This is a genomic window from Caulobacter sp. RHG1 (genome assembly GCF_013181195.1).
Classification (GTDB): domain Bacteria; phylum Pseudomonadota; class Alphaproteobacteria; order Caulobacterales; family Caulobacteraceae; genus Caulobacter.
The window spans coordinates 347747-371618 of record NZ_SMZP01000006.1 but is presented as its reverse complement, the minus strand read 5'-3'; the positions used below and the strand labels follow the sequence as shown (position 1 = coordinate 371618).

The following is a 23872-nucleotide window of genomic DNA, read 5'->3' as shown; positions in this document are numbered from 1 at the left end:
GGTCTCTTACTTTTTACGACCCAAAGGGTGCTTGGTCTGAACGACGTGGGCCAGGTGCTCGCCCGCCACGTGCGTATAGATCTGCGTGGTTGCAATATCGGCGTGGCCAAGCAAGGTCTGAATGACCCTTAAGTCGGCGCCGCCTTCCAACAGGTGCGTGGCGAAGGCATGGCGCAGCACGTGCGGGCTGACCTTGTCGCGGTCGATGCCGGCGGCGATGGCGGCGTCCTCCAGCAATTGCCCGACCCGCCGAGCCGTCAGGCGGCCGGTCGAGCCGCGCGAGGGGAACAGCCACGGACTGTCCTTCTGCCCCTTAGGCAGGAACGACGGTCGCGCTGCCAGATAGGTCTTCACGGCGGTGCGGGCCGCATCGTTCAGCGGGGCCAGCCGCTCCTTGCCGCCCTTGCCTTTGACGATCAGATAGGCCGGATCCCGCGCCAGCGCCGTCAGCGGCAGGGCCAGCAGTTCGGAGATCCGCAGGCCCGAGGCGTAGATCAGCTCGATCATGCACGACAGCCGCAGGCCCTGGGCGCCGTCCTTGGCGGTGGCGGCGGCGAGAAGCCGTTCGATCTCCTCGCGCTCCAACACCTTGGGCAGCGGGCGGCCGGCCTTGGGCGCAGCGACGCGGCGGGAAGGGTCGTCCTGCCGCCAGCTCTCGCCCAGCACGAAGCGGTAGAACTGGCGCACCGACGAGCGGCGACGAGCGGCGGTGGCCGGCGACAGGCCGCGTGCGCCCAGGTCCTGGAAATAGGCCTCGATCGTCTCGGCGTCGGTGTCGTCGAGATCCACGCCCTTGCCGGCCAGGAACAGGCGGGCGTCTTCGAGGTCCTTGCCGTAGGCGGTCAGGGTGTTGCGGGCGGCCGCGCGCTCGACGGCCATCATCTCCAGGAAAGCGTCGACCCAGCCTGCCCCCTTGGCGCTCATTTGGTGAAGGCGAGGCCCAGGACGCCCTCGACGACGATGGCGCGGGCGTCGAGGGCAAGGCCGGCGTGGTTCAGCGCCTGCGCGATGCGGGCGCGGTCCACCGGCGCAGGACCGGTCGCGCCGGCGTCCTGGGCGATCGAGAGAGCCAGGAGGCCCGCCTCGCCCTTGCGCTTGGCCGCGCCGGCGTCTTCCAGCAACAGGGCGCGGGCCGGCGAGGCGGCGGGCTTGGCCAGGTCGAAGGCCGCGAACTGGGCGCGAGCGTCGGCGTCCAGCGTCCCGCCCAGGGCGTGCAACAACACCGCGGCGGACTGGGCCGGCGACTTGGAGCCGCCGGTCGCACCGCGCGCCACCAGATTATCCAGCACTTGGTTGTCGGCCTTGCCCGAGGCCGCGGCGATCAGGGCGTCGAGGATGGCCAGGTCCGCAGCGCTGGCGCCGGGAATGGTGTCGCCGACCAGCCGGCCGCGGATGGCCTGGGCGCTGGCGACGTCGCCCGAGGCCACTGCGGCGCGGGCCAGCAGCACCGGGTCCTGCAGCGGGCCGCCGGCCGAGGCCAGCACCGCGATCGAGGCGGCCGAGGCGTGGGCGGCCTCGATGAAGGCGGTCAGGGTCTTGGCCTGGCGCAGGAACGCCAGGTCCGAGGCCTCCTGCGCGGTCAGGTCCGCGCCCGAGGCCACGCCGGAGATGTCGCCCGACGGCTTGAGCACGGGCTTGAGCGCCGGCGAGGCCGAGGCGATGGCGGCGGCCGACTGGACATCCAGGTTCAGGCGGCGCGACAGGGCGTAGTTGACGCCGTTCTTCAGATTGGCCGCCCCGGGGGCCGAGCCGGCCAGGGCCGCGCCCATCAGCCGGCCATAGTCGGCGTCCTTCGTGGCGTTCTGGGCCAGCTGGAAGGTCAGTTGCGCGGCGTCGGGCTGGTCGGCCTTGAGCTGGCAGAAGGCCCGCAGCCGCAGCCAGTAGGCCGCGCCGCGATCCACGGTCAGGGCCTGCTCGACGCGGCAGGCCTTGTCGTCGTCGCCGCTGATCAGGGCCGCCTCGGCCGCGGCCATCGACAGCGCTGCGCTGCCGGGCGCGCCGGTCACGCGGTCGAGCACCGCGTTGGCGCCTTTGGCCTCGCCGAGCGCGATGAGGGCCAGGCCACGCTGGGCGCCCATCTCGGCGTCGTCGCCCACGCCGGCCGGGCCGTTGGCGCCGGTCGACAGCAGGCGCCGCGCCAGACTGGCGAAGGCCGGCGACAGCGGCTTTGAGCCCGCCAACTTGGGCAGAGCATCACGCATGATCGCCGGTGACGTTCCCTTCCACAGGTCGCCGCCGATCCCCGTGTCCGTGACCGGTCCGGAGAAGTAGTCCGGGGCGGCCAGGGTCTTGACCGTAACCTCTTCCTGGGCGGCTGCGAGGGCGGGAACGGCCAGCGCCAGGATCAGCGCGGCGGCGAACGGAGAACGCTTCGAAATGACCATGGACCGGTTATGACGCATGACGGGGTTCTCGCAAACTTGGCGGTTGGCCCCACCCTCGTGTAAACCCGCGACCGCATCATGACCGAGCCGACTGAAACGCCCGAAACCCTGCCCGCCGCGCTGATCGACGCGAAGGCCGACCTCGCGCCCTTCCGCGAGCGCACCATCGTGCTCGTCGGCCTGATGGGCGTGGGCAAGTCCAGCGTCGGCCGCCGCCTGGCCAATGTGCTGGAACTGCCGTTCCGCGACGCCGACAACGAGGTCGAGGCCGCCGCCGGCCGCTCGATCTCGGAGATCTTCGCCGAGTTGGGCGAATCGGCTTTCCGCGACGGCGAGCGCCGGGTGATCGGCCGCCTGCTGGACGAGCCGCCGCACGTGCTGGCCACCGGCGGCGGGGCCTTCGTCAATCCCGAGACCCGCGCCCTGATCAACGAGAAGGCCGTCTCGGTCTGGCTGAAGGCCGATGTCGAACTGCTGGCCCGCCGCGTCTCGCGCAAGGACAACCGCCCGCTGGTGCGCGGCAAGGATCCCGTCGAGGTGCTGACCCAGTTGGCCCTGACGCGCAATCCGGCCTATGCCGAGGCGCAGGTGCACGTGCAGACCGGCGACACCCCGCACATGGTGGCCGTCGAGGCCATTCTGGCAGCCCTTCGCGCCAACGTCGCCTCGTAAGGAGTACAGCCCATGATCCGCACCGTTCCCGTGGGCCTGGGCGACCGCGCCTATGACGTCGTCATCGGCCCGGGCCTGCTCGACTCGGCCGGCGAGCGCATCGTTCCGGTGCTGGGCAAGCGCAAGCGCGTGGCCATCGTCACCGACAGCAATGTGGGCGAGCATCACGGCGAACGCCTGGCGGTGTCGCTGGAAAAGGCCGGCGTGGCGGTCGACGTCATCACCATCCCACCCGGCGAGGAGAGCAAGAGCTTCGAGGGTCTGTCGGACCTGTCGGACCGCCTGCTGGCGCTGGGCCTGGAGCGCGGCGACCAGATCGTGGCCTTCGGCGGCGGCGTCGTGGGCGACCTCGCCGGCTTCGCGGCGGCGATCTACAAGCGCGGCATCGACTTCGTGCAGGTGCCCACCACCCTGCTGGCCCAGGTCGACAGCTCGGTCGGCGGCAAGACCGCCATCGACACCCCACGCGGCAAGAACCTGATCGGCGCCTTCCACCAGCCGCGCCTGGTGCTGGCCGACCTCGACGTGCTGTGCACCCTGCCCGCCCGCGAACTGTCCTGCGGCTATGCCGAGATCATCAAGTACGGCCTGCTGGGCGACTTCGCCTTCTTCGAATGGCTGGAGACCAACGTCGCCAAGGTCCTGGAGCGCGACGTCGACGCCCTGGTTCGCGCCGTCGGCCGCTCGGTGGAGATGAAGGCCGAGATCGTCGCCGAGGACGAGAAGGAAGCCGGCCGCCGCGCGCTCTTGAACCTGGGCCATACCTTCGGCCACGCCATCGAGGCCGAGATGGGCTTTGGCGACGCGCTCAAGCACGGCGAGGCCGTCGGCGTCGGCATGGCCCAGGCGTTCCGCTTCTCGGTCCGGCAGGGCCTGTGCCCCAGCCAGGACGCCGTCCGCGCCGAGGCCGCCATCAAGGCCGCCGGCCTGCCGACGACGATGGCCGATGTCCGGCCTGAGCCTTTCAACGCCGACGCCCTGGTCGCCCACTGCGGCCAGGACAAGAAGGCCGAAGGCGGCGCCCTCACCTTCGTCCTGGTCCGCGGCATCGGCGACGCCTTCGTCGCCAAGGACGTCGACCGCGCGGCGCTGAAGTCGTTCCTGATCGACGAAGGCGCGGTCTAGCGCCGGTAGATCCTCCCCGTCTTACGAGGGAGGATCATCAAGCCGTCTTTCGCGCTTTCAGAGCCAGCGAGATCCCCGCCAGCAGGAAGTAGAAGGCCCCGAAGGCGGCGTAGGGGGCGACGGCGACGGCGGTGGGCGGATGGGGGTTGGCGCCCAGCGAGGCGGCGATCATGAAGGCGCCGGCCAGCATCGATTGGGCGCCGCTCAGCACCATCGGCCATTGCGCGCCCACGGACCGCCAGCGCCGGACGCCGGCGACCAGCTGCAGCAGGCCTGCGAACGCCGCCCACACGCCGAACACCGTCAGCACCCGACGCGGATCGGCCTGCAACGCCACCAGCACCGCGCCGGCGACCAGCAGGCTGACCGCCACGTTGAAGGTCTGGGGCGGATTGGCCTTGAAGCCGCCGTTGGCGCGGGCGTCCATGGCGTTGGCCAGGGCGTCCCAGGCCGGATAGGCGACCAGCAGCACGCCGGCGGCCAGCGGATTGCCGGCCCCGACCGCGACGACGGCGGCGATCCAGGCAACGGACACCGCGGCGCGCAGGAAATAGTAGCGCTTGAGCGCGCCGGTTTTGACGTCTTCGACAAGGGCCATGGCGGCCTCCCTCAGCGGTTGAATGAAATAGATGCCGAGACATTATATGTCGCGACATGTTTATCGCCTTACCGCATGGCGAAGCGCAGAGTCGAGCCGTTATTTGTCACGACATCTATTTTCGCAGTAGATAATCCGCCGATCAGGAGCCTGCGCCGTGTCCGACTACATCCCCTCCCTCGACGAGCAGCTGTGCTTCTCGCTGTACGGGGCCAGCATGGCGATCAACCGCGCCTACAAGCCCTTGCTGGACGCGCTGGAGATCACCTATCCGCAGTACCTGGTGCTGAGCGCCCTATGGGAGAGCGACGGCCTGAGCGTCGGCGCGATCGGCGAGCGGCTGGGCCTGGATTCCAGCAATGTCACGCCGCTGGTCAAGCGGATGGAGGGCGCGGGCTGGGTGTCGCGCGTGCGCAACCCGGCCGACGAGCGCCAGGTGGTCGTCAGCCTGACCCAGGCCGGCCAGGAGATGCAGGCGCGCAGCGCCTGTCTGGGCCAGACCCTGTTCGCCGCGGCGGGCCTCAGCGTCGACAAGCTGGTTCAGCTGAACAAGGACGTTCAGACGTTCCGGGATTCGGTCGCACGCTTCGTCAGCGACCAGCCCAATTCCTAGGCCGACGCCGGCGCGAACAGACATCGCTGGACGCCATCGCCGAACTCTGAGCAGATTTCCGCCGAGGGCGCGGAACCATCCTTAGAAAGATGCGTTTTCTGCCCTTGCTGGTCCGGGGGAGACCGGCATGGAGGGGCGTATTGGCCAGCTTGGCTGAGACCGAAGTGCGCGAGGTGGGGGCCCGCGAGGACGTCGATTTTGACGTCTATTCGCGCTTGGCGGCCGCCGAACGCAGTCTCGCCGAAGAAATCCGTAAATCCGAGACCCTGGCCCGCGTGTCCGAGGCCGTCGCCTCCAGCCATGATGTCGACGCCTGCGTCCAGGTCGTGATCGACGGCGCCCGCGAGATCATCGGCGCCGCGTTCGGAGCCTTCTTCTACAATGTGGTGGATACGGACGGAGAGTCCTACGCCCTCTACCGCCTGTCGGGCGCCTCGCCCGAGGCCTTCGCCGCCTTCCCCAATGTCCGCAAGACTGAAGTGTTCGCCCCCACTTTCAACGGCGAGGGCGTGGTTCGCTCGGACGACATCACGCTGGATCCGCGCTACGGCCGCAACGCGCCGCGCCACGGCATGCCCGCAGGCCACCTGCCGGTGCGCAGCTATCTGGCCATCCCGGTCGCCAACCGCCAGGGCGAGATCCTGGGGGGACTGTTCTTCGGCCACCCCGAGGCCGGCCGCTTCACCGCTCGCGACGAGAATCTGGTGGTCGGCATGGGCGCCCAGGTCGCGGCGACCATCGACACCATCAAGGTCAATGCTGACGCTCGCGAGGAACTGATCCAGCGTCGGAGGGCCGAGGAGCGCCTGAAGTTCGCGCTCGATAGCGGCCGCATGGGCTCTTGGGACCTGGACGTGGCCACCCGCGCCTATGAGGCCTCCGACCTCTGCAAGCTGAACTACGGCCGCCGGCCTGAGGAAAGCTTCGGGTTCGCCGACCTGATCGACACGATCCATCCCGACGATCGCCCGCGCATCCTGACCTCGATCGAGGCGGCGATCCGCGACGGGGCCGACTACGACGTCGAGTATCGGGTGGTGCATCCCAATGGCGACTTGCGCTGGCTGCACGCGCGCGGCCGCGCGGCGACGATCGCCGACGACGGCGGCGTCAGGCGCTTGGCCGGGGTCTCTCTGGACATCACCGGGCGCAAGCGCGCCGAAGAACGCCAGAAGCTGCTGGTCAACGAGCTGAACCATCGGGTGAAGAACAGCCTGGCCACGGTGCAGTCGATCGCCGCCCAGACCCTGCGCTCGGTGGCCGCGCCCGAGTTCTTCCGCGAAGCCTTCGAGTCGCGCCTGATCGCCCTGTCGCAGACCCACGACCTTCTGACCCGCGAAAGCTGGGAGGGCGCCAGCCTGCGCGAGGTGATCGACGCCGAGATGCACGCCATGGCCGGCGAGGACCGCGTCAGCTTCGACTACGAGAACGATATCCGCCTCAGCCCCAAGGCCGCCGTGGCTCTGGGAATGGGCGTGCACGAACTGGCCACCAACGCTTCGAAGTACGGCGCGCTCTCGACGCCGGACGGACGGGTGACGGTGGCCTGGACCCTGGACCGCGATGTGCTGCGGCTGACCTGGACGGAAAAGGACGGACCTGAAGTCCAGCCTCCCGCCCGGCGCGGCTTCGGCGTCCGCCTGCTCGAACGCGGTCTCGCGGCCGAGCTATCCGGCGCGGTCGACCTGACCTATGATGCCGCCGGCGTCGTTTGCCTTATGGCGCTGCCTTTGCGCGCGCTGGAGCCTGACACATGAAGACACTATCCGCCCTCAAGGTCCTGGTCGTCGAAGACGAAGCGCTGGTTTCCATGCTGGTCGAGGACATGCTGACAGATCTGGGCTGCACGATCGTGGGCCCCGCCGCCGAGATCGAGGAAGCCCTGCGCCTGGCCACCTCGGCCGACATCGACGCGGCCCTGCTGGACGTCAATCTGGGCGGCCGCCCGATCTTCCCGGTCGCCGACGCCCTGCGCGCCCGCGGGGTGCCCTACGCCTTCGCCAGCGGCTATGGCGAGGCCGGCATCAGCGAAGACCACAAGGGCGCCAGCGTCCTGCAGAAGCCTTTTCGCGAGGCCGATCTGCGCCGCGTGCTGGAAGGCCTGGTCAGCCAGACGGCCTGATCCCTTCCAGGGTTTCGGACACAAAAAAGGGGCGGCTCCTCACGGGGCCGCCCCTTTTCCGTATCCGTCGTCTGGATCCATATCGGCCGGGTGCGGACACCCGGCCGAAGAGGACGTCAGACTACCACTTCTTGCTGACCGACATGAAGATCCGACGACCGATCATGTCGTAGTTGCCGATGGCGGCGGTGCCGACGCGGAACTGACCCGACGACTGGGCCGGCGGACGCTCGTCGAAAGCGTTGTTGATGCCGACCTGGGCCGACATGCTGTCGAAGTCCTTCTTCACCGAGAACGTGTGGTACGAGGTGAATTCCGTGTGCAGCTTGTACGACGAGCACGAGTTCGCCGCCGCGGTGCAGACGTTGGTCACGCCGCCGACCACGTCGCTGTACTTCGTGACCGGGAACACGTTGCCCATGTTGGCGGGCTGCATGATGTCCGAGCCCTTGCCGATCATGTTGACGCCCCAGAAGAACGTCCAGTCGTCCTTCTTCCAGGTCGCCTGCACGTTGCCCGAGAAGCCCGGGCCATCGAAGTTGTAGGTCGTGCCCAGGTAGTTCAGCGGAGCCGCGCCGCCCAGCAGGGTCGTCACGTTCTTGGTCTGCCACGTGAACTGCGAGTTCATCACGAAGCGACCGCCGAACAGGCCCTGACCGTAGCGGGTGGTCAGGTCGATGCCGCGGTTAACCTGGTTGGCCACGTTCACGTAGCTGTTCTGAACCGTCAGGACGTAGTGACGGGTCGCATCGCGCGTGAACAGCGAGCAGAACGGGTTGGTCGCGAAGTCGGCCGAGTTGTAGCACTGCTTCAGGATGTTGGCGGCGCCGAACTGACGGACTTGGTCGTCGACGTTGATCGTGAAGTAGTCGACCGCGACGTTCAGGTCCGCGAAGCTCGGCGACCAGACGACGCCGAAGGTGTTGGCCTGAGCCGTTTCAGCCTTCAGGTTGCCGACGCCGCCGACCGAGTAGATCGTGGCGCTGCTGCCGCCCAGGGCGTTGTAGTCCACCGGGATGCCTTGCGACGCGCAGTTGGTGCGGGTCAGCTGCGTCGCCGTGGTCGAGTTGGCCAGGTCGTAGCAGGGGTCGACAGCGTTCTGGGCCGAGTAGCCGATCTGGTTGCCCAGATACAGTTCGTACAGCGACGGAGCGCGGAACGACGTGCCGTGCGTGTAGCGCAGGGTCACCGACGGGAACACGCGCCAGTTCACGCCGACCTTCCAGGTCGCGTTCGAGCCGTAGCTGTCATAGTCCGAGTAACGGCCCGACAGGTTCAGGTCCAGGCGCTCCATGAAGCGCGCGTCGCGAACCAGCGGCATGTCGATTTCGCCGAACACTTCCTTGACGCTGTCGCTGCCCTTGGTCTGGCCAGCCGAGCTGTACAGAGCCATGTTGCGGGTCGCGGCTTGCGTGCCGGGCTTGTCGTTGATGCGTTCCTTGCGGACCTGGAAGCCGAACGCGCCGGCGACGGCGCCGGTGGGCAGCTGGAACAGGTCGCCCGAAGCCGAACCTTCGATGTAGGCGTGGCTGTACTCGGTGGTGCCTTCCTCGTTGAAGAACAGGAAGTCCTTCTCGGCCTGGGTGAACTGGCCTTGCAGGACGCGGTTCGACATCCACGGGATACCGTTCGGCAGGGCCGAGCAGTTGAAGCCCGAGACGTTGCCGCCCAGCGGGTTGTTGGTGCAGGCCACGTTCGGGCTGTTCAGGGCCACGAAGCGGTCCAGATAGACGCGCGAACCGAAGTCATAGGTCGCGTCCGACTTGGAGTACTGACCGAACAGGTCCCAGTCCCAGCCACCGTTGAAGTCGACCGAGCCGCGCAGACCACCGACGGCGCGGTAGTACTTGACGTCCTGGTGACCGTCCGAGGCGTAGGCCGAGATGGTCAGGGCGTTGACGCCCAGGATGTTGTTCGGGTTGTTGCCCGGCAGGTAGTTCGGCGCGCCGTTCAGCGTGTTGCGCTGAGCGAACGACTGGAAGATCTGCGCGACGCCGTACTGAGCCGACTTACGCTCGCTGAACATCAGCTCGGTGTAGGCTTCGATCTTGTCGGTCAGCTGGTAGCCGCCGTTGAAGTTCAAAGTCGTGCGGATTTCCGGGCTGACCGTGCTGGCGCGGTCGAACAGCGGCGTCGATTGCGGCGCGTAGCTGTAGGTGCTCGGATAGCCGATGCGGTTGAAGCGGACGAAGCCAGGGAAGGCCGAGTCGTTGCCTTGGGCGGCGGTCGGATAGGTCTGGCCCGGAACGACCGGCATCAGGTTCACCGAACCGGCGACCTGCTGGACGTAGCCGTTGCCCAGGTTGACGCACTTGAACTGGCCGGTGAGCGAGTCCTTGTAGTCGCGGCGGGCGCCGGTCTTCGGGTCGAACAGATAGTCGGCGGCGCAGGCGGTGTCGTCGCGGTCGCCGCGACGCAGGACTTCCTGGCGGAAGTACTCGCCCGAGATGTTGGCGTAGCCGCGGTCGAAGGTCTTACCGTAGGCGCCGGTGATGCGGTACGAGGAGCCGCCCTTGTCGATCGGGTTGCTGCCCCAGATCTTGAGCTCGCCACCGTCCATCTTGGTGCGGGTGATGATGTTGACGACGCCGGCGACGGCGTCCGAGCCGTAAACCGACGACGCGCCGTCCTTCAGGATTTCGACGCGTTCAACGATCGATTCCGGAACCACGCCCAGGTCGAACGGGCCGACTTGACCGCGCACGCCGGCCGGACCGGCGCGACGGCCGTTCAGCAGGACCAGGGTGCGGTTGGCGCCGAGGCCGCGCAGCGAGATCGTGCTGACGCCCGGACCGCCGGTCACGTTGTAGCCGGTGTACTGGTTGTTGATCTGGCCGTTGCCGGCGGCGAGCGACGAGTTCTGCAGCACGGCCGAGATCGTCGCCTGGCCTTGCAGCTCAGCGCTTTCCGAGGTCAGGACTTGGATCGGCGCGGCGGCGGTGAATTCGCTGCGGCGGATGCGCGAGCCGGTGACGGTGATCGCTTCGACTTCCTGGGCCTCGGCGGCCGGCGCGTCAGGCGCGGTCTGGGCGTAGGCGGGAGCGGCGGCGGCGATCAGCGACAGAACGCCGGTAATGACCGTCGTTCCCAGCAGAATGTTCTTGTTCAAGCTCAACAGAGGTCCCCCAAGGACGACACGAAAAACGGAGGGTTCAGGGCCGAACGGGGCATAAATATCCGCGTTCATCCACACCGCACCGTAGCAGGATCGTCACAAATCCGAACCCTTCACGGCCGCATTCGGCCTCATTTTAGAAATAACGTGACTATTTGAACACAATTGGGCGGACTGAGGGAAAGTTTGCCCCGACATCGCCGCGATCGACTTGCGCCAAGGCGAACTTTCGCCAGAACGATTGAATCCGCAGATCAGCGATATTTGAGACAAATTATTTCCGAAACACTTTGTTTCGGTTGCGTCGCATACCGAACATACCCCAGCGTGCAGATCATTCGCACCCTACACGCCCAGCTTGTCTCGCGACGTTAGTCGAGGTCACGCGGCCCGAACGAATGCGGCAGCAGACCCCAGAACGGCAGGCGCTCGGTCGTCGCCCCGCCTTGCACGGAGACGATCTGGCAGGCCTCGCCGGCGAACTCGGCGATGCGCTGGCGGCAGGCCCCGCAAGGCTGGACCACGGCGCCGGAGCCGGCTGCGATCAACACCCTGTCGATCCGCCGGGGGCCGCGCATCGTGATCATCGCCCCGATCGCCGTCTGTTCGGCGCAGGTGCCGACCGGATAGGCCGCGTTCTCGACATTGACGCCGTAGTGGACGCGACCGTCCTCGTCGATCACCGCCGCCGCCACCGTGAAGTTCGAATAGCGGGCATAGGACCGCGACAACAGCTCGGGCAGAACCCGGGCGGCCTCTTGTTCGGCGATGTCTGGATTGGCGATCATGCGACGTCCCACCTTCCGGCAGAGGATCGCGCCGGGGAGAGAGGCAATCAGCCGCAGGGCTTCCGCGCAAGCGAAAAACGCAGCGCGAAAGCCCCTGGGATCACCCTTCGCCGGGGGCCGTCGCGATGATCGAAAGCGCGTGGACGGGGCCTGCGAGCTCAGCTTCCAGCACCTTCATCACCAGCCGCTGGCGCATCACCCGGGCCTTGCCCGCAAAGGCCTGCGCCTCGATCCGCAGGTTCAGATGGCTTTCGCCCGAACCGGTATGGCCGGCGTGACCGTGGTGGCGATCGCTATCGTCGACGATCTCCAGGCGGGTGGGCGAAAAGGCCTCCTCCAGCTTGTGGCGGATGGTGTCGATGACGGCGCCCATGATGCGTCTCTTGCAAGTCAATCCTTGAACGGAAATAGCGCGAGATTACTCTAGGGGCCATGAGCCGGCAGTTCGAATATCGCCCCAAGTTTACCGACATCCGCGTCCGCCCCCCGAAGAAGGGCGAGGACGACGCGGTCAACGACGTCCTCGGCCTGAAGCCGGGCGAAAAACGCTGCGACCATCCTGACTGTCGCCTGGCGGGATCGACCCGTGCGCCCAAGTCGCGCGACATGCCCAACGAGCACTACTGGTTCTGCCAGCCGCACGCGGCCGAGTATAACAAGAACTGGAACTTCTACGCCGGCATGAGCGAGTCGCAGATCCGCGCCGCTCAGGAGAAGGAACGCCAGACCGGCGGCCGCCCGACCTGGAGCTTCAAGGCCGACGCCAACTCCCGCGAAGCCGCCGCCGCGGCCGCTCGCGACGCTCGAGCCTTCGCCGATCCGTTCGGCGTGTTCCGCGCCCAGCAGCGCAAGGCCGAATCAGCGCGCACCGCCGCCGAGCGCGGCCTGGGCAAGCTGGAGCGCCAGGCCCTGGCCGACCTCGACCTGGAAGCTGGCGCCGACAGCGCCGCGATCAAGGCCAAGTACAAGGAGCTGCTGAAGCGCTGCCACCCCGACGCCAACGGCGGCGACCGCAGCGCCGAGCACAAGCTGCAGCGGGTCATCAAGGCCTACAAGACGCTGCAGAAGTCCGGCATGGTGAAGAGCTGAGGGCGCGCCCACGCCCTTCTCTCTAATGAGGAGGAGTTTGGGACGCCGATCCTGTCAGCGCTCCTAGGCTCGTCCGGCCCCGCACTTGCGAAGCGCCCCTCCCCTGGGCCATCCTCCCGCGCCAGTGGGCGTAGGGACCTTTCTTCATGACCGTCAACGACCCGGAATGGCGCGCGCCTAGCGAGCCGCCGACGCCCGTGACGCCCGTGCCGTTCGGCAAGCCGTGGAGCATCTGGTTCTGGGGCGGCCTGCTGTCGACCGGCGGCCTGGCCCTGGCGGTCGCCCCGCGCGCCAGCCTGGACCTGCTCAAGACCTCGGTCGAAGAGCCGTCCCTGCCCTGGGTCCGGTTCGCGGGCCTCGCCCTGCTGGCCTACGCCATGGGCTACCATGTCGCCGGCTGGACCGGACAACGCACCTATATGCGGGCCTCGGTGGTGCTGCGGGTGTTCTCGCTGGTGGTGATCGGCGCCTTCGTGCTGGCCGACTGGCTGCCGAAGGCCTGGCTGGCGTTCGGCCTGCTCGACTTCGCCGGCGCCGTCTGGACCACCCTGGAACTGCGCTGGCGGCCCAAGCCGAAAGCTTAAGCCACGCGCTGCGTGAAGCGGCGCTGGACGAACACCGTCGCCAGCCAGCAGGCCATCGCCCACGCCGCGCCGATGCACCAGCCGGCCAGCACGTCGCTGGCCCAGTGGACGCCCAGATAGATCCGGCTGAGGCCCACCAGCAGGCTGATCAGCACCGCGGCGCTGACCGCCAGCACCTTGACCCGCCGTCGGTCTGCGAAGCGCGCGGCCAGAACGCCCAGGGTCAGGAACACCACGGCCGACAGCATGGCGTGACCGGACGGGAAGCTGGCGTTGACCGCCTCGACCGCGCGATAGGCCAAGTCCGGCCGCTCGCGCCCGAACACCAGCTTCAGGCCCTGGCTGATCAGCAATCCGCCGCCCGCGCCCGCCACCAGCAGCACACCCTCGCTCCAGCGCCGCAGGGCCGCCAGAAAGGCGAAGGCCAGCAGGATCAGCAGAGCCAGCACCGCCAGCGAGCCCAGGGCGGTGATGTCGATCGCGGCGACATGCAGCCAATCGGGGCCGATCATCACGTCCGGCTGGCCATCGACTCGCAGGGCCTTCAGCACCGCCAGATCCAGCGCCCGCGTCTCGCCTTCCTGAACTTCCTCGGCGATCGACAGGAAGCCCATGGCCCCCAGACCGACGATCAGCAAAGCGCAGGTCGCAGCCAACTCGCGCCGCGCGGCCGTCAGCAGAGCGCGAAAGTCGATACGGATCAAAGGCATAGCTCCCGAAATGCAGACTTCAGACTACAATATTTCCCTTTTGAAACATGAACTTAAGCTGACCAGCGTCGTTCATGCTGGGACTAGGTCATGTCCCCTATTCTGACATCCTCATCGAAGGAGACCCCACATGAAACGCCTTCTGACCGCTTCGCTCGCCGTTCTGATGATCGCTGGCAGCGCCGGCGCCGCCTCGGCCCAGTACCGCGACCACAACAACAACGGCCGCTATGACCAGCGCGACCGCGCCTATGAACAAGGCCGCCGCGACCAGGCCCGCGCCGAAGACCGCCGCGACCGTCGCGAATACCGCCGCTGGGCCAAGGGCCAACGCCTGGACCGCCAGTATCGCGACAACCGCTACTACGTCAGCGATTATCGTCGCTATGGCCTGCGCCAGCCGCCGCGCGGCTATCGCTGGCAGCGGGTCGACAACCAGTACCTGCTGACGGCCGTCGCCACGGGCCTGATCGCCTCGGTGATCATCGCCAACCGCTAAAAAACTAGGCCCGGAGGGGGTGTCGCGATGCGGCGCCCCCTTCCCCTACCCTGGGTCAAGCGTTTAATCGGGTAGGCATGCCCGAGTTCGCCGAAACCAGCTCCGCCCAAGATCCGCTGATCACCCTGGTCCCCGACAAGTGGGTGACGCTCCGCGACGCGTTCGGCGTCGACAGCGACATGAAGGTCCCGGCCTTCAGCCACCGCGACAGCCACGTGCCGGAAATCGACAGCGCCTATCGCTTCGATCCGCAGACGACCAAGGCCATCTGCGCCGGCTTCGCCAACGACCGCCGCGTGATGGTCCAGGGCTATCACGGCACCGGCAAGTCCACGCACATCGAGCAGATCGCCGCGCGCCTGAACTGGCCGCTGGTCCGCGTGAACCTGGACAGCCACGTTTCCCGTATCGACCTGGTCGGCAAGGACGCCATCGTCCTGAAGGAAGGCAAGCAGGTCACCGAGTTCCGCGAAGGCATCCTGCCCTGGGCCCTGCAGCGCCCGATCGCCTTGGTGTTCGACGAGTATGACGCCGGTCGTCCGGACGTGATGTTCGTGATCCAGCGCGTTCTGGAAGCCGGCGGAAAGCTGACCCTGCTGGACCAGAACCGCGTCATCCGCGCCAATCCGTATTTCCGGCTGTTCTCGACGACCAACACCATCGGTCTGGGCGACACCACCGGCCTCTATCACGGCACCCAGCAGATCAATCAGGGCCAGATGGACCGCTGGTCGATCGTCACGACGCTGAACTATCTGGAACACGACGTCGAAGCCGCCATCGTGCTGGCCAAGAACCCGTCCTACGACACCGCCGACGGCAAGCGCACCCTGGCCGCCATGGTCCGCGTCGCCGACATGACCCGCAACGCCTTCATGAACGGCGACATCTCGACGGTCATGAGCCCGCGCACGGTCATCACCTGGGCCCAGAACGCCGAGATCTTCGATCACGACGTGGCCCTGGCCTTCCGCCTGACCTTCCTGAACAAGTGCGACGAGCTCGAGCGCCCCACGGTGGCCGAGTTCTTCCAACGCGCCTTCGGCACGGATCTGCCGGAAAGCGCGGCGCGCGTGAAGGTGGCCTGATCTCGTCCTTCTCCCTTCGCGGGAGAAGGAACGTAGTGGGGCGATGGCCCGTTCGTTTCCCGCCTCAACCGGAGACCGCCCCATGACCGACATCACCTACGACATCGTCGAGCACGACGGCGGCTGGGCCTATAAGGTTGGGGCGACGTTCTCCGAGACCTTCCCGACCCACGAGGCGGCGCTGAAGGCGGCCAAGACCGCGGCGGCTGAACAGGAGCTGCCCGGCGAGGACGTCGGCATCGTCTACGAGGACAAGAACGCCGTCTGGCACGGCGAGGTGTCGGATGGCGACGACCGGCCGACGACCCATGTTCGGGACACGAAATAGGCCAAAGCCGGCCGAGTTCCGAAAACGGCCCCGATCTTGCGGCACGTCACTCAAGACAAGCCATTTTGAGACAAGGTCGCCGCCATGTTCGCCAAGAAGAAAGAAGCCCCCCTGGCCCTGGCTCCGCTGGAACAGCAGCCGGCGCGCGTGGCTGCGCCGGTCCAGCACCAGCCTGCGCCGGCGCCCGCGCGTCCCAAGCCGGTCTCGATGTTCGCCCAGGGCCTGACGATCCGCGGTGACGTGGTCGGCGACGTGGAAGTGCATCTGGACTGCGTGGTGCTGGGCGACGTGAAGGTCGGCAAGCTGATCGTCGGCCCCAACGCCCGGATCGAGGGCTCGGTCGTCTCGCAGGCCATGGAGATCCACGGCCTGGTGATCGGCGCGGTGACGGCCCAGAGCGTGCGTCTGTACGGCACCGCCCGCGTCGACGGCGACATCACCCACGAGCAGCTGGCCATGGAGCCCGGCGCCGAGTTCCAGGGCCGCAGCCTGAAGTTCCGCCGCCCCGCGCCTGCCCCGCAGCCGCAGGCCCACCAGGCGGCTCCTCAGCCGGCACCGGCCCCGCAGGCCGCCCCGTCGGCCTCGCAGAGCCCCTACAACCATACGGCCCACTGACGCCTTTTGCGGCGCCGCGCCCTCTTATGTGGCGCGGCGGCCACGCCAGCGACTTAGCGACCGTCGGTACGGAACACTGACGCTAAGCCGGGCTTTGTTATGGTGAGGGTCGACGTCTCGCGACCTGCAATCCAGGGAGCCCCCATCCATGGTTGGCAAGCCTTTGAAGATCGTGCCGCCCGTCTCGGGTCCGGCGGAAATTTACGACCTGGGCCGCGGTCCAGAGTCCACGGGTCAGCGCATCAAGCGTCTGCAGGAAGAAGCCCGCATCCTGGCGCATGAGGAAGTCGAGCGCCTGAACAGCGACCTGCGCCGCCTGGCCGACCAGGCCAAGCTGATCGCCGACGGCGGCGACGCCTATCCAGTCGGCGTGCGCGAACTGGCCGGCCGCATCTCGGTGGACACCGCCCAGCGCGCCGACATGCTGCGCGCCCTGATCGAACGCTTGGCCTAGCCCCTAAAATCCCAAAACGGATCAACCCGCCGCATTGGCCATCTTGCGCAGGCGGCGGGCGAGATCTTCCGGCCGGTCGGCGATCTGGTCGAACAGCGCCTGGACCTCGGCCTCGCCGAAGCCGGCCGCGCGCAAGGTGCGCCAGGCTCCGGCCAGCACCGCCTCGGCGATGTCGAGGCGATCGTCGGTCAGATGCAGGCCCGCGCCGAACGGAGTCTGTGAAACGGGGTACTGAGCGGCGAGCGACATGCGGAGCCTCCTGTGGCCGGGAGTAATGTTCCTTTTTTGTTCGCATTCCGCAAGAGAGTCGAGTCCTCATTTCGGGACACGAAAAAGCCCCGGGGCCGAACAGGCTCCGGGGCTTCTTGCTTGAAGGCCGTCGCTTAGCGGCAGACGGTCCGTTCGTAGTAAGAGCCGTTCCAGCGGTCGTATTCGCGGGTGGTCCAGCACTCGCCGCCGCCCCCGTAGTAGGGACGCGGGGCGTAGCCGTAGCCATAGCCGTAACGCGGCGGCGGGGGCGGCGGCGGGGCGTAGTAGCCGTTGTCGTAATAGCCGCGATCGCGACGGCCGCTATCGGAGATGGCTGCGCCGATCGCCAGGCCGACCACGCCGGCGGCGATGGCGGCCGCGGCAGTGTCGCCGCCCCGGTTACGGTGATGACGATAGCGCGGATCGGCCGAGGCCGAGGTGGCGGCCAGGACCAGCGACACCGCGGCGACGCCCGCGCCGACCCGGCCGATGGTGGTGATGAGCTTGCTGGCCATGACGGCCTCCCTCAAATCCTTTGCTTCCCGGCGCGATGCGCGTCGTCTCAAGCGTTGAGCAGAAGATCGGACTCCGTGGCTGAACGGCGCCTGAACGAACCTGACCAACGCCAAGACCCAACGGGCGCCGCAATCGGTTTGTTCATCTTTTTGGGGAAAACTCCGCCGAACTAGAGATCGCGCGCTCCGGAGAGAACGCCATGAGCAATTCCCTGTCGTACGCCGAAGGCCAGGCCCTGCAGGTTCTGTCGTTCGAAGTGGGCGCCCAGACCTATTGCGTTCCCGTCAGCGCCGTTCGCGAAATCCGTGGCGTCACCCCGCCGACCCCGCTGCCCGACGCGCCGCCCTATGTGCGCGGCGTCATCAATCTGCGTGGCCAGGTCATGCCGGTCATCGACCTGTCGTGGCGCCTGGGCAAGGGCGCGGCTGAGGACGGCCCGCGACAGGTGATCATCGTGGTCGAGAACCAGACCGACGTCGCCGGCCTGCTGGTCGACGCCGTCTGCGACAGCTTCACCGTCGAGGCCGAGCAGATCAATCCGCCGCCGGCCCTGGGCGATGGCCAGGACAGCCCGCTGGTGTCGGCCGTCATCACCGCCGGCGAAGGCTCGATGACCGTCCTGCTGGCCGTCAGCCGCATCCTGCCCGAGCGTCCGGTCGCCCTGGCGGCCTAAGGATTTTCCACAGCTCGCCTCCGGCGCTCATCGCGTACGACTTGCAACCCGCCTTCGCGTCGAACACTGTGCCCGCCTTTGTCGGGGGACACAGCATGGACACCGTAGAGAGCGTGCGCCCGGACCTCTGGCGGCTCTGGCAAGCGCTGCACCGGCTGTTCCCGATCCGGACTCTGATCCCCGACGGCTTCGTGTCCCCTGGCTCGTGGGGCTATCTCGGCGTCGATTTCCTGTCCGGCTTCCGTCGCAATCCCTCGACCCGCAAGGCGTTCGCGCTGCTGGACGGCGTCGACGACGCGCTGTTCGACGGGCTTTCGGCGCTGGCCGCCCTGAACGCCCGGCGGCAGGATCAGATGTTGCGCGCGGTGATCATCGTCTACCTGACCTTCCCGCTTTCGATCACGGCCTTGCTGGCGGATCTGGCCGGCGACGGCGTCGTGACCTTCTTGAAGGCCAATCAGCAGCCCGCGATCGCGATCGGCGTCATCCTGACCTGCGGCCCCCTGGCCTACATGGCCAGCGCTTGGCGGGCCCGGCAGATGATCGGCGTTCTGGACCTGATCCGCATCGAGCGCGACCAGCGCCCCTTCACCGCGCTTGAGCTGCGCGAAGAGTAGGCCTCGCTCCAAACATTTGTTCGAATAGCCCCTTCCGCTCTCCCCTTGGCGAACGCTAGTCTCCCGCCAAACAAAGGGAGACGAGCATGAAGGCCGCTGTTCTGCGCGAGGTGGGCAAGCCCCTCGAGATCGAGACCGTGGCCATCGGCAAGCCGGGCCCGCGCGAGGTGCTGATCCGCACCAAGGCCGCCGGCGTCTGCCACTCCGACCTGCACTTCATCGAGGGCTCCTACACCCACGCCCTGCCCGCCGTGCTGGGCCACGAGAGCGCCGGCATCGTCGAGGCGGTCGGATCCGAGGTCCGCACCGTCAAGGTCGGCGACCACGTCATCACCTGCCTCAACCCCTATTGCGGCCACTGCGAGGTCTGCCTCACGGGCCACATGAACCTGTGCATCAGCCCAGAGACCCGCCGCGACAAGGGCGACGCGCCGCGCCTGTTCAAGGAAGACCTGTCCGGGCCAAATGGCGAAGGAGGGGGCGATACGAAGATGGCCCAGTTCCTGAACCTGTCGTCGTTCGCCGAGATGATGCTGGTGCACGAGCACGCCTGCGTCGCGGTCCGCAAGGACATGCCGTTCGACCGCGCCGCCCTGATCGGCTGCTCGGTGATGACCGGGGTCGGGGCGGTGATGCACACCTCCAATGTCCGCCCGGGCGAGACCGTGGCGGTGATCGGCTGCGGCGGCGTGGGCCTGGCCACCATCAACGGCGCGGCCATCGCCGGGGCGGGCCGGATCATCGCCATCGACCGCATGGCGTCGAAGCTGGAGCTGGCCAAGCAGTTCGGCGCCACCGACGTGATCGACGCCTCGCAGGTGGACGACATCGCCAAGGCCGTGGTCGAGCTGACCCGCGGCGGCGTGCAGCACAGCTTCGAAGCCATCGGCCTGAAACAGACTGCGGAGGCGTCGTTCAAGATGCTGCGCCGGGGCGGTACGGCCAATGTCATCGGCATGATCCCGGTCGGCACCAAGATCGAACTACACGGCGTCGACTTCCTGGGCGAGCGCCGCATCCAGGGCAGTTACATGGGCTCCAACCGCTTCCCGGTCGACATGCCGCGGCTGGTCGACTTCTACATGAACGGCAAGCTGAACCTGGACGCCCTGATCTCGCGGCGGATCAAGCTGGAGGAGGTCAATTCGGCCTTCGATGAGCTGAAGCGCGGGGAATTGGCGCGGTCAGTGATCGTGTTTGATTGAGGCGCCTCAGCGGGACCGGAAGCCTCGCCCTTCGACAAGCTCAGGGTGAGGTTTCCTACTGATCGGCGCCAAAAGTCGTCCTCACCCCGAGCCTGTCGAAGGGCGAGGACGGCTGCACGACCTGTCACATCCTTGAGCTACCTCCGGCGCAACTTACCGGAGACTACCCTCAATGCCCGCTCTCGACCGCCGCAGCTTGCTGGCCGCCATCGGCGCCCTGACCCTGCCGCCGGCCCTGGCCCGCGCCGCCGCGATCGATGCGGACGTGCGCACCGGCACGATCCAGGACGTCGAGCACGTGGTCATCCTGATGCAGGAGAACCGCGGCTTCGACCACTACTTCGGGACCCTGTCGGGCGTGCGCGGCTTTGGCGACCGCTTCCCCATCCCCGTCCACAACAAACCCGGCCGCGAGAACGGCTCGGTGTTCCTGCAGGCCTATGGCGACCAGCTGCTGGCGCCGTTCCCGCTGGAGACCACCAAGACCTTCGCCCACATGCGGGTCGAGAGCACGCCGCACAGCTGGACCAACGCCCAGGACGCCTGGGACCAGGGCCGCATGGACCGCTGGCCGGACTCCAAGGAGCCCTGGTCGATGGGCTATTTCGAGCGCGCTGACATGCCGTTCCAATACGCCCTGGCCGAGACCTTCACGCTCTGCGACGCCTACCACTGCTCGACGCAGACCGGCACCAACACCAACCGCCTGTTCCTCTGGACGGGCACCAACGACCCCGCGGGCAAGGCCGGCGGGCCGTCGATCTCGAACTCGCACGACAACTTCGCCGAACAGGGCGGCTCGCCGGACTCCTACAGCTGGACGACCTATCCCGAGCGGCTGCTGAAGGCCGGCGTCTCCTGGAAGATCTACCAGGACATGGCCGACAACTTCACCGACAACCCGCTGGCCGGCTTCAAGGCCTATCGCGACGCCCACAAGGATCTGCCGGGCTCGGACAAGCGGCTGAAGGCCCTGGCGCTGAGCACCCAGCATTTGGACAAGCTGCGCGAGGACGTCGTGTCCGGCCGCCTGCCGCAGGTGTCGTGGATCATCGCCCCGGCCGGCGATAGCGAACATCCCGCCCCGTCCAGCCCGGCCCAGGGCGCGGACTACACCGCCCGGGTCATCGACGCCCTGACCGCCGATCCCAAGGTCTGGGCGCGGACGGTGTTCCTGGTGATGTTCGACGAGAACGACGGCTTCTTCGACCACATGCCGCCCCCGTCGGCTCCATCCAAGGGCCCTGACGGCAAGCTGCTGGGCGGCTCGACCGTGGACCTGACCGGCGAGCACCACCACGTGCGCGCCGCCAGCGAGGCCAAGTCCGAGCGCGACGACCTGATGGGCCGCCCCTACGGCCTGGGCCCGCGCGTACCGCTCTATGCCATCTCGCCCTGGAGCCGCGGCGGCTGGGTCGACAGCCAGGTGTTCGACCACACCTCGGTGATCCGCTTCCTGGAAGCGCGGTTCGGGGTGATGGAGCCCAACATCTCGCCGTGGCGACGCGCGGTCTGCGGCGACCTGACCAGCTGCTTCGACTTCAAGACCCCCAACGACCAGCCGTTCGCGCCGCTGCCGCGCGTGGCCGAAGCCGCCGCCCGCGCCGCCAAGCTGCCGGAGTTCAAGCCGCCGACGCCGACCAAGGTGGTCGCCCCGGTGCAGGACAAGGGCACGCGGCCCTCGCGCGCCCTGCCCTACGCTCTGGGCGTCGAAGGCAAGGTCCGCGACGGGGCCATGACCCTGACCTTCACCAACACCGGCGCCCAGGCCGCCGTGCTGCACGTCTATGACCGCCTGCGGCTCGACGCCGTGCCGCGCCGCTACACGGTCGGCCCGGGCAAGACCCTGGACGACGCCTGGCCGGCCGGCGCCTACGACCTGTGGGTGCTGGGACCGAACGGCTTCCATCGCCAGTTCGTCAATGCGGGCGAGACGACCGGCGTCGAGGCCAGCGCCCGCGTGCGCGGCGCCACCCTGCTGGTCACCCTAAAGAACAGCGGCGCCGAGCCGCGCACCATGGTCGTCACCGCCGAGACCGGCGAGCCCTGGCGCGTGACCCTGGCTCCGCGCGAGATCGGTTCGCGCGCCCTGCCGACGCAGCAGGGCTGGTACGACCTGACCGTTCGCCAGGACGGCGACCCCGACTGGCTGCGCCGCCTGGCTGGACGCATCGAGACCGGCGCGCCGTCGATCAGCGATCCGCTGATGGGCGGGGCGGCGCGGCTGACCATCTAGGGTTCTCTTTTTCCGATCTCCCCGGCGAAAGCCGGGGCCCAGATCGAACCCACGAGCGCGTTGCGAAATGGCAGGGCGCATCCCGGATCATCCCAAGCGGCTCGGGATGGATCTGGGCCCCGGCTTTCGCCGGGGAAGCGGGATATGGTGGCTTAGAATCGTTTCAGGACGCCGACATGACCCTTCGCCACGCCGCTTCGCTCCTCGCCCTCGCCGCTGCCCTGAGCGGCGGGTCTGCCTTCGCCGCCCCCAAGGCTGATCCGCAAAAGACCGTGAGCAAGCTGGTCACCTCCCCCGCCTTCAAGAAGGCCGTGGCCAAGCTGGACGCCGACTATGACCGCACGGTCGCCGACATCGTGACGCTGACCCAGATTCCCGCGCCGCCGTTCAAGGAAGAGGCTCGCGCGAAGGCCTATCTCGAGATGCTCAAGGCCCACGGTCTGTCGAACGTCGAGATGGACGCCGAGGGCAATGTCATGGGCGTCCGCGCCGGCACGGCGACGAAAGGCAAGGGCCCGTTCGTGGTCATCGCCGCTCACCTGGACACCGTCTTCCCCGAAGGTACGGATGTGACGGTCAAGCGCGAGGGAACCAAGCTGATGGCCCCCGGCGTCGGCGACGACACTCGCTCGCTGGCCACCCTGCTGGCCTATCTGCGCGCCCTGGACGCGGCGGGGGTCAAGACCCGGAGCGACATCCTGTTCGTCGGCAATGTCGGCGAGGAAGGCCCCGGCGACCTGCGCGGCGTGCGCCACCTGTTCGACGCCGGCCCCTACAAGGGCAGGATCAGCGCCTTCTTCTCGATGGACGGTTCGGACCCATCGCGGATCGTCGACAAGGGCGTGGGCTCCAAGCGCTATCGCGTCACCTTCAAGGGCCCGGGCGGCCACAGCTACGGCGCGTTCGGCATCGTCAGCCCGATGGCGGCCCTGGCCCACGCGGTGACCGACCTCTATGCCGTCCAGCCGCCCAAGGATCCCAAGACCACCTACTCGGCCAGCGTCACGGGCGGCGGCACCTCGGTGAACTCCATTCCCAACAGCGCCTTCATGGAATTCGACATGCGCTCGGAAAGCGCCGCCGAACTGGCCAAGCTGGACGCGACCCTGGTCGGCATCCTGGACAAGGCGGTCGCGACCGAGAACGCCGCCCGCTCCACGGTCGCCGGCAAGGTCAGCTACGAGGCCAAGGTGATCGGCGAGCGGCCGGCGGGCCAGACAGATCCCAAGTCCGACATCGTGGTGCTGACCGCCGCGGCGATCTCGGCCCTGGGCTTTGAGCCCCAGCACGGCGACAGCTCGACCGACGCCAACCTGCCGATGAGCCTGGGGATTCCGGCCGTCACCATCGGGGCCGGCGGCAAGGCCGGGCGGGCCCACGCTCTGGACGAGTGGATCGACGTCGAGAAGACCGAAGGCCTGAAGGGCATGCAGGTCGGCCTGGCCGCCCTGCTAGCGGTGGCGGGGGTGGACTAATAGATCCTCCCCCGCGTTGCGGGGGAGGTGGCCCAGAGGGCCGGAGGGGGCGAGCTCGGCTTAGGCCGCATTAGCCCCCTCAGTCACTTCGTGACAGCTCCCCCGCATCGCGGGGGA

At 67.8% G+C, this 23872-nt stretch carries 26 protein-coding genes and 1 pseudogene; 17 read left to right on the top strand and 10 right to left on the bottom strand.

Going from position 1 to position 23872, the window contains the following annotated elements:
- Positions 1 to 6: 6 nt before the first annotated feature.
- Positions 7 to 924 (bottom strand): site-specific tyrosine recombinase XerD, encoded by a 918-nt coding sequence (locus E1H18_RS18245; RefSeq protein ID WP_172271109.1) that lies wholly within the window; start codon positions 922 to 924, stop codon positions 7 to 9.
- Positions 921 to 2384 (bottom strand): hypothetical protein, encoded by a 1464-nt coding sequence (locus tag E1H18_RS18240; RefSeq protein WP_241736078.1) that lies wholly within the window; start codon positions 2382 to 2384, stop codon positions 921 to 923. The genes E1H18_RS18245 and E1H18_RS18240 overlap by 4 nt, the downstream gene beginning before the upstream one ends.
- A 78-nt stretch (positions 2385 to 2462) precedes the next feature.
- Here E1H18_RS18240 and E1H18_RS18235 point away from each other — a divergent pair, with 78 nt between their 5' ends.
- Positions 2463 to 3056 carry a shikimate kinase gene (locus E1H18_RS18235; protein ID WP_172271104.1) on the top strand — a complete coding sequence of 198 codons (594 nt, stop codon included), beginning with the start codon at positions 2463 to 2465 and terminating at the stop codon, positions 3054 to 3056.
- A 12-nt stretch (positions 3057 to 3068) separates the two neighbouring features.
- Positions 3069 to 4181: a 3-dehydroquinate synthase gene (aroB, locus tag E1H18_RS18230; protein WP_172271102.1), complete on the top strand. Its 1113-nt coding sequence runs from the start codon at positions 3069 to 3071 to the stop codon at positions 4179 to 4181.
- 37 nt (positions 4182 to 4218) lie between these two features.
- Here the strand turns inward: aroB and E1H18_RS18225 are convergent, their stop codons facing one another.
- Complete coding sequence (locus E1H18_RS18225; RefSeq protein ID WP_172271100.1) at positions 4219 to 4779, bottom strand: DUF308 domain-containing protein; 561 nt, start codon at positions 4777 to 4779, stop codon at positions 4219 to 4221.
- 157 nt (positions 4780 to 4936) lie between these two features.
- Between E1H18_RS18225 and E1H18_RS18220 the strand changes: the two genes are divergently transcribed.
- The 3 genes from E1H18_RS18220 (at position 4937) to E1H18_RS18210 (ending at position 7514) form a co-directional block, all read left to right on the top strand.
- A complete protein-coding gene (locus E1H18_RS18220; protein WP_370526544.1) occupies positions 4937 to 5392 on the top strand; it encodes a MarR family winged helix-turn-helix transcriptional regulator in 456 nt (151 codons plus the stop codon).
- A 140-nt stretch (positions 5393 to 5532) separates the two neighbouring features.
- Complete coding sequence (locus E1H18_RS18215) at positions 5533 to 7149, top strand: sensor histidine kinase (protein ID WP_241736077.1); 1617 nt, start codon at positions 5533 to 5535, stop codon at positions 7147 to 7149.
- Positions 7146 to 7514: a response regulator gene (locus tag E1H18_RS18210; RefSeq protein WP_172271096.1), complete on the top strand. Its 369-nt coding sequence runs from the start codon at positions 7146 to 7148 to the stop codon at positions 7512 to 7514. The genes E1H18_RS18215 and E1H18_RS18210 overlap by 4 nt, the downstream gene beginning before the upstream one ends.
- Before the next feature lie 121 nt (positions 7515 to 7635).
- Here the strand turns inward: E1H18_RS18210 and E1H18_RS18205 are convergent, their stop codons facing one another.
- From E1H18_RS18205 to E1H18_RS18195, 3 genes are all read right to left on the bottom strand, one after another.
- The gene (locus E1H18_RS18205) at positions 7636 to 10629 is read right to left on the bottom strand and encodes a TonB-dependent receptor domain-containing protein (protein ID WP_172271094.1); all 2994 of its coding nucleotides are present in this window, start codon (positions 10627 to 10629) and stop codon (positions 7636 to 7638) included.
- Positions 10630 to 11000: 371 nt separating this feature from the next.
- The gene (gene cdd / locus E1H18_RS18200) at positions 11001 to 11417 is read right to left on the bottom strand and encodes a cytidine deaminase (protein ID WP_172271092.1); all 417 of its coding nucleotides are present in this window, start codon (positions 11415 to 11417) and stop codon (positions 11001 to 11003) included.
- 100 nt (positions 11418 to 11517) lie between these two features.
- Positions 11518 to 11793 carry a BolA/IbaG family iron-sulfur metabolism protein gene (locus E1H18_RS18195; RefSeq protein WP_172271239.1) on the bottom strand — a complete coding sequence of 92 codons (276 nt, stop codon included), beginning with the start codon at positions 11791 to 11793 and terminating at the stop codon, positions 11518 to 11520.
- A gap of 56 nt (positions 11794 to 11849) precedes the next feature.
- On the opposite strand from E1H18_RS18195, the gene E1H18_RS18190 reads away from it, so the two are divergent.
- Both E1H18_RS18190 and E1H18_RS18185 read left to right on the top strand, forming a co-directional pair.
- Positions 11850 to 12506: a J domain-containing protein gene (locus tag E1H18_RS18190; protein ID WP_172271090.1), complete on the top strand. Its 657-nt coding sequence runs from the start codon at positions 11850 to 11852 to the stop codon at positions 12504 to 12506.
- A 146-nt stretch (positions 12507 to 12652) separates the two neighbouring features.
- Positions 12653 to 13090 carry a hypothetical protein gene (locus tag E1H18_RS18185; protein ID WP_172271088.1) on the top strand — a complete coding sequence of 146 codons (438 nt, stop codon included), beginning with the start codon at positions 12653 to 12655 and terminating at the stop codon, positions 13088 to 13090.
- Here the strand turns inward: E1H18_RS18185 and E1H18_RS18180 are convergent.
- Positions 13087 to 13794 carry a phosphatase PAP2 family protein gene (locus tag E1H18_RS18180; RefSeq protein ID WP_172271086.1) on the bottom strand — a complete coding sequence of 236 codons (708 nt, stop codon included), beginning with the start codon at positions 13792 to 13794 and terminating at the stop codon, positions 13087 to 13089. The genes E1H18_RS18185 and E1H18_RS18180 overlap by 4 nt on opposite strands.
- A 136-nt stretch (positions 13795 to 13930) precedes the next feature.
- On the opposite strand from E1H18_RS18180, the gene E1H18_RS18175 reads away from it, so the two are divergent.
- The 5 genes from E1H18_RS18175 to E1H18_RS18155 all read left to right on the top strand — a co-directional run bounded on the left by E1H18_RS18175 (position 13931) and on the right by E1H18_RS18155 (position 16784).
- Positions 13931 to 14299: an RcnB family protein gene (locus E1H18_RS18175; protein WP_172271084.1), complete on the top strand. Its 369-nt coding sequence runs from the start codon at positions 13931 to 13933 to the stop codon at positions 14297 to 14299.
- Positions 14300 to 14376: 77 nt separating this feature from the next.
- The gene (gene cobS / locus E1H18_RS18170; protein ID WP_172271082.1) at positions 14377 to 15387 is read left to right on the top strand and encodes a cobaltochelatase subunit CobS; all 1011 of its coding nucleotides are present in this window, start codon (positions 14377 to 14379) and stop codon (positions 15385 to 15387) included.
- Between the two features lie 82 nt (positions 15388 to 15469).
- Entirely contained in the window at positions 15470 to 15715 is a 246-nt protein-coding gene (locus E1H18_RS18165) for a DUF2188 domain-containing protein (protein ID WP_172271080.1), read from the top strand.
- A gap of 84 nt (positions 15716 to 15799) precedes the next feature.
- Complete coding sequence (locus E1H18_RS18160) at positions 15800 to 16330, top strand: polymer-forming cytoskeletal protein (protein ID WP_172271078.1); 531 nt, start codon at positions 15800 to 15802, stop codon at positions 16328 to 16330.
- A 148-nt stretch (positions 16331 to 16478) separates the two neighbouring features.
- Positions 16479 to 16784, top strand: coding sequence for a hypothetical protein (locus E1H18_RS18155; RefSeq protein ID WP_172271076.1), 306 nt, complete (start codon positions 16479 to 16481; stop codon positions 16782 to 16784).
- Between the two features lie 21 nt (positions 16785 to 16805).
- Here the strand turns inward: E1H18_RS18155 and E1H18_RS18150 are convergent, their stop codons facing one another.
- Together E1H18_RS18150 and E1H18_RS18145 are read right to left on the bottom strand one after the other, a co-directional pair.
- A complete protein-coding gene (locus tag E1H18_RS18150; protein WP_172271074.1) occupies positions 16806 to 17033 on the bottom strand; it encodes a hypothetical protein in 228 nt (75 codons plus the stop codon).
- A 134-nt stretch (positions 17034 to 17167) separates the two neighbouring features.
- Positions 17168 to 17548: a hypothetical protein gene (locus E1H18_RS18145; protein WP_172271072.1), complete on the bottom strand. Its 381-nt coding sequence runs from the start codon at positions 17546 to 17548 to the stop codon at positions 17168 to 17170.
- Between the two features lie 200 nt (positions 17549 to 17748).
- Here E1H18_RS18145 and E1H18_RS18140 point away from each other — a divergent pair, with 200 nt between their 5' ends.
- From E1H18_RS18140 to E1H18_RS18130, 3 genes are all read left to right on the top strand, one after another.
- A complete protein-coding gene (locus tag E1H18_RS18140) occupies positions 17749 to 18222 on the top strand; it encodes a chemotaxis protein CheW (protein WP_172271070.1) in 474 nt (157 codons plus the stop codon).
- Between the two features lie 95 nt (positions 18223 to 18317).
- Entirely contained in the window at positions 18318 to 18839 is a 522-nt protein-coding gene (locus E1H18_RS18135) for a hypothetical protein (protein ID WP_172271068.1), read from the top strand.
- A gap of 86 nt (positions 18840 to 18925) precedes the next feature.
- Positions 18926 to 20044 carry a Zn-dependent alcohol dehydrogenase gene (locus E1H18_RS18130; protein WP_172271066.1) on the top strand — a complete coding sequence of 373 codons (1119 nt, stop codon included), beginning with the start codon at positions 18926 to 18928 and terminating at the stop codon, positions 20042 to 20044.
- Positions 20045 to 20053: 9 nt separating this feature from the next.
- Here E1H18_RS18130 and E1H18_RS26890 read toward each other — a convergent pair.
- Positions 20054 to 20172, bottom strand: a pseudogene (locus E1H18_RS26890) (hypothetical protein); the annotation flags it as partial.
- 44 nt (positions 20173 to 20216) lie between these two features.
- On the opposite strand from E1H18_RS26890, the gene E1H18_RS18125 reads away from it, so the two are divergent.
- On the top strand, positions 20217 to 22280 hold the full coding sequence (locus E1H18_RS18125; protein ID WP_172271064.1) for a phosphocholine-specific phospholipase C: 2064 nt from the start codon (positions 20217 to 20219) through the stop codon (positions 22278 to 22280).
- A gap of 176 nt (positions 22281 to 22456) precedes the next feature.
- Positions 22457 to 23755 (top strand): M20/M25/M40 family metallo-hydrolase, encoded by a 1299-nt coding sequence (locus tag E1H18_RS18120; RefSeq protein WP_172271062.1) that lies wholly within the window; start codon positions 22457 to 22459, stop codon positions 23753 to 23755.
- The last annotated feature ends 117 nt before the right edge of the window (positions 23756 to 23872 follow it).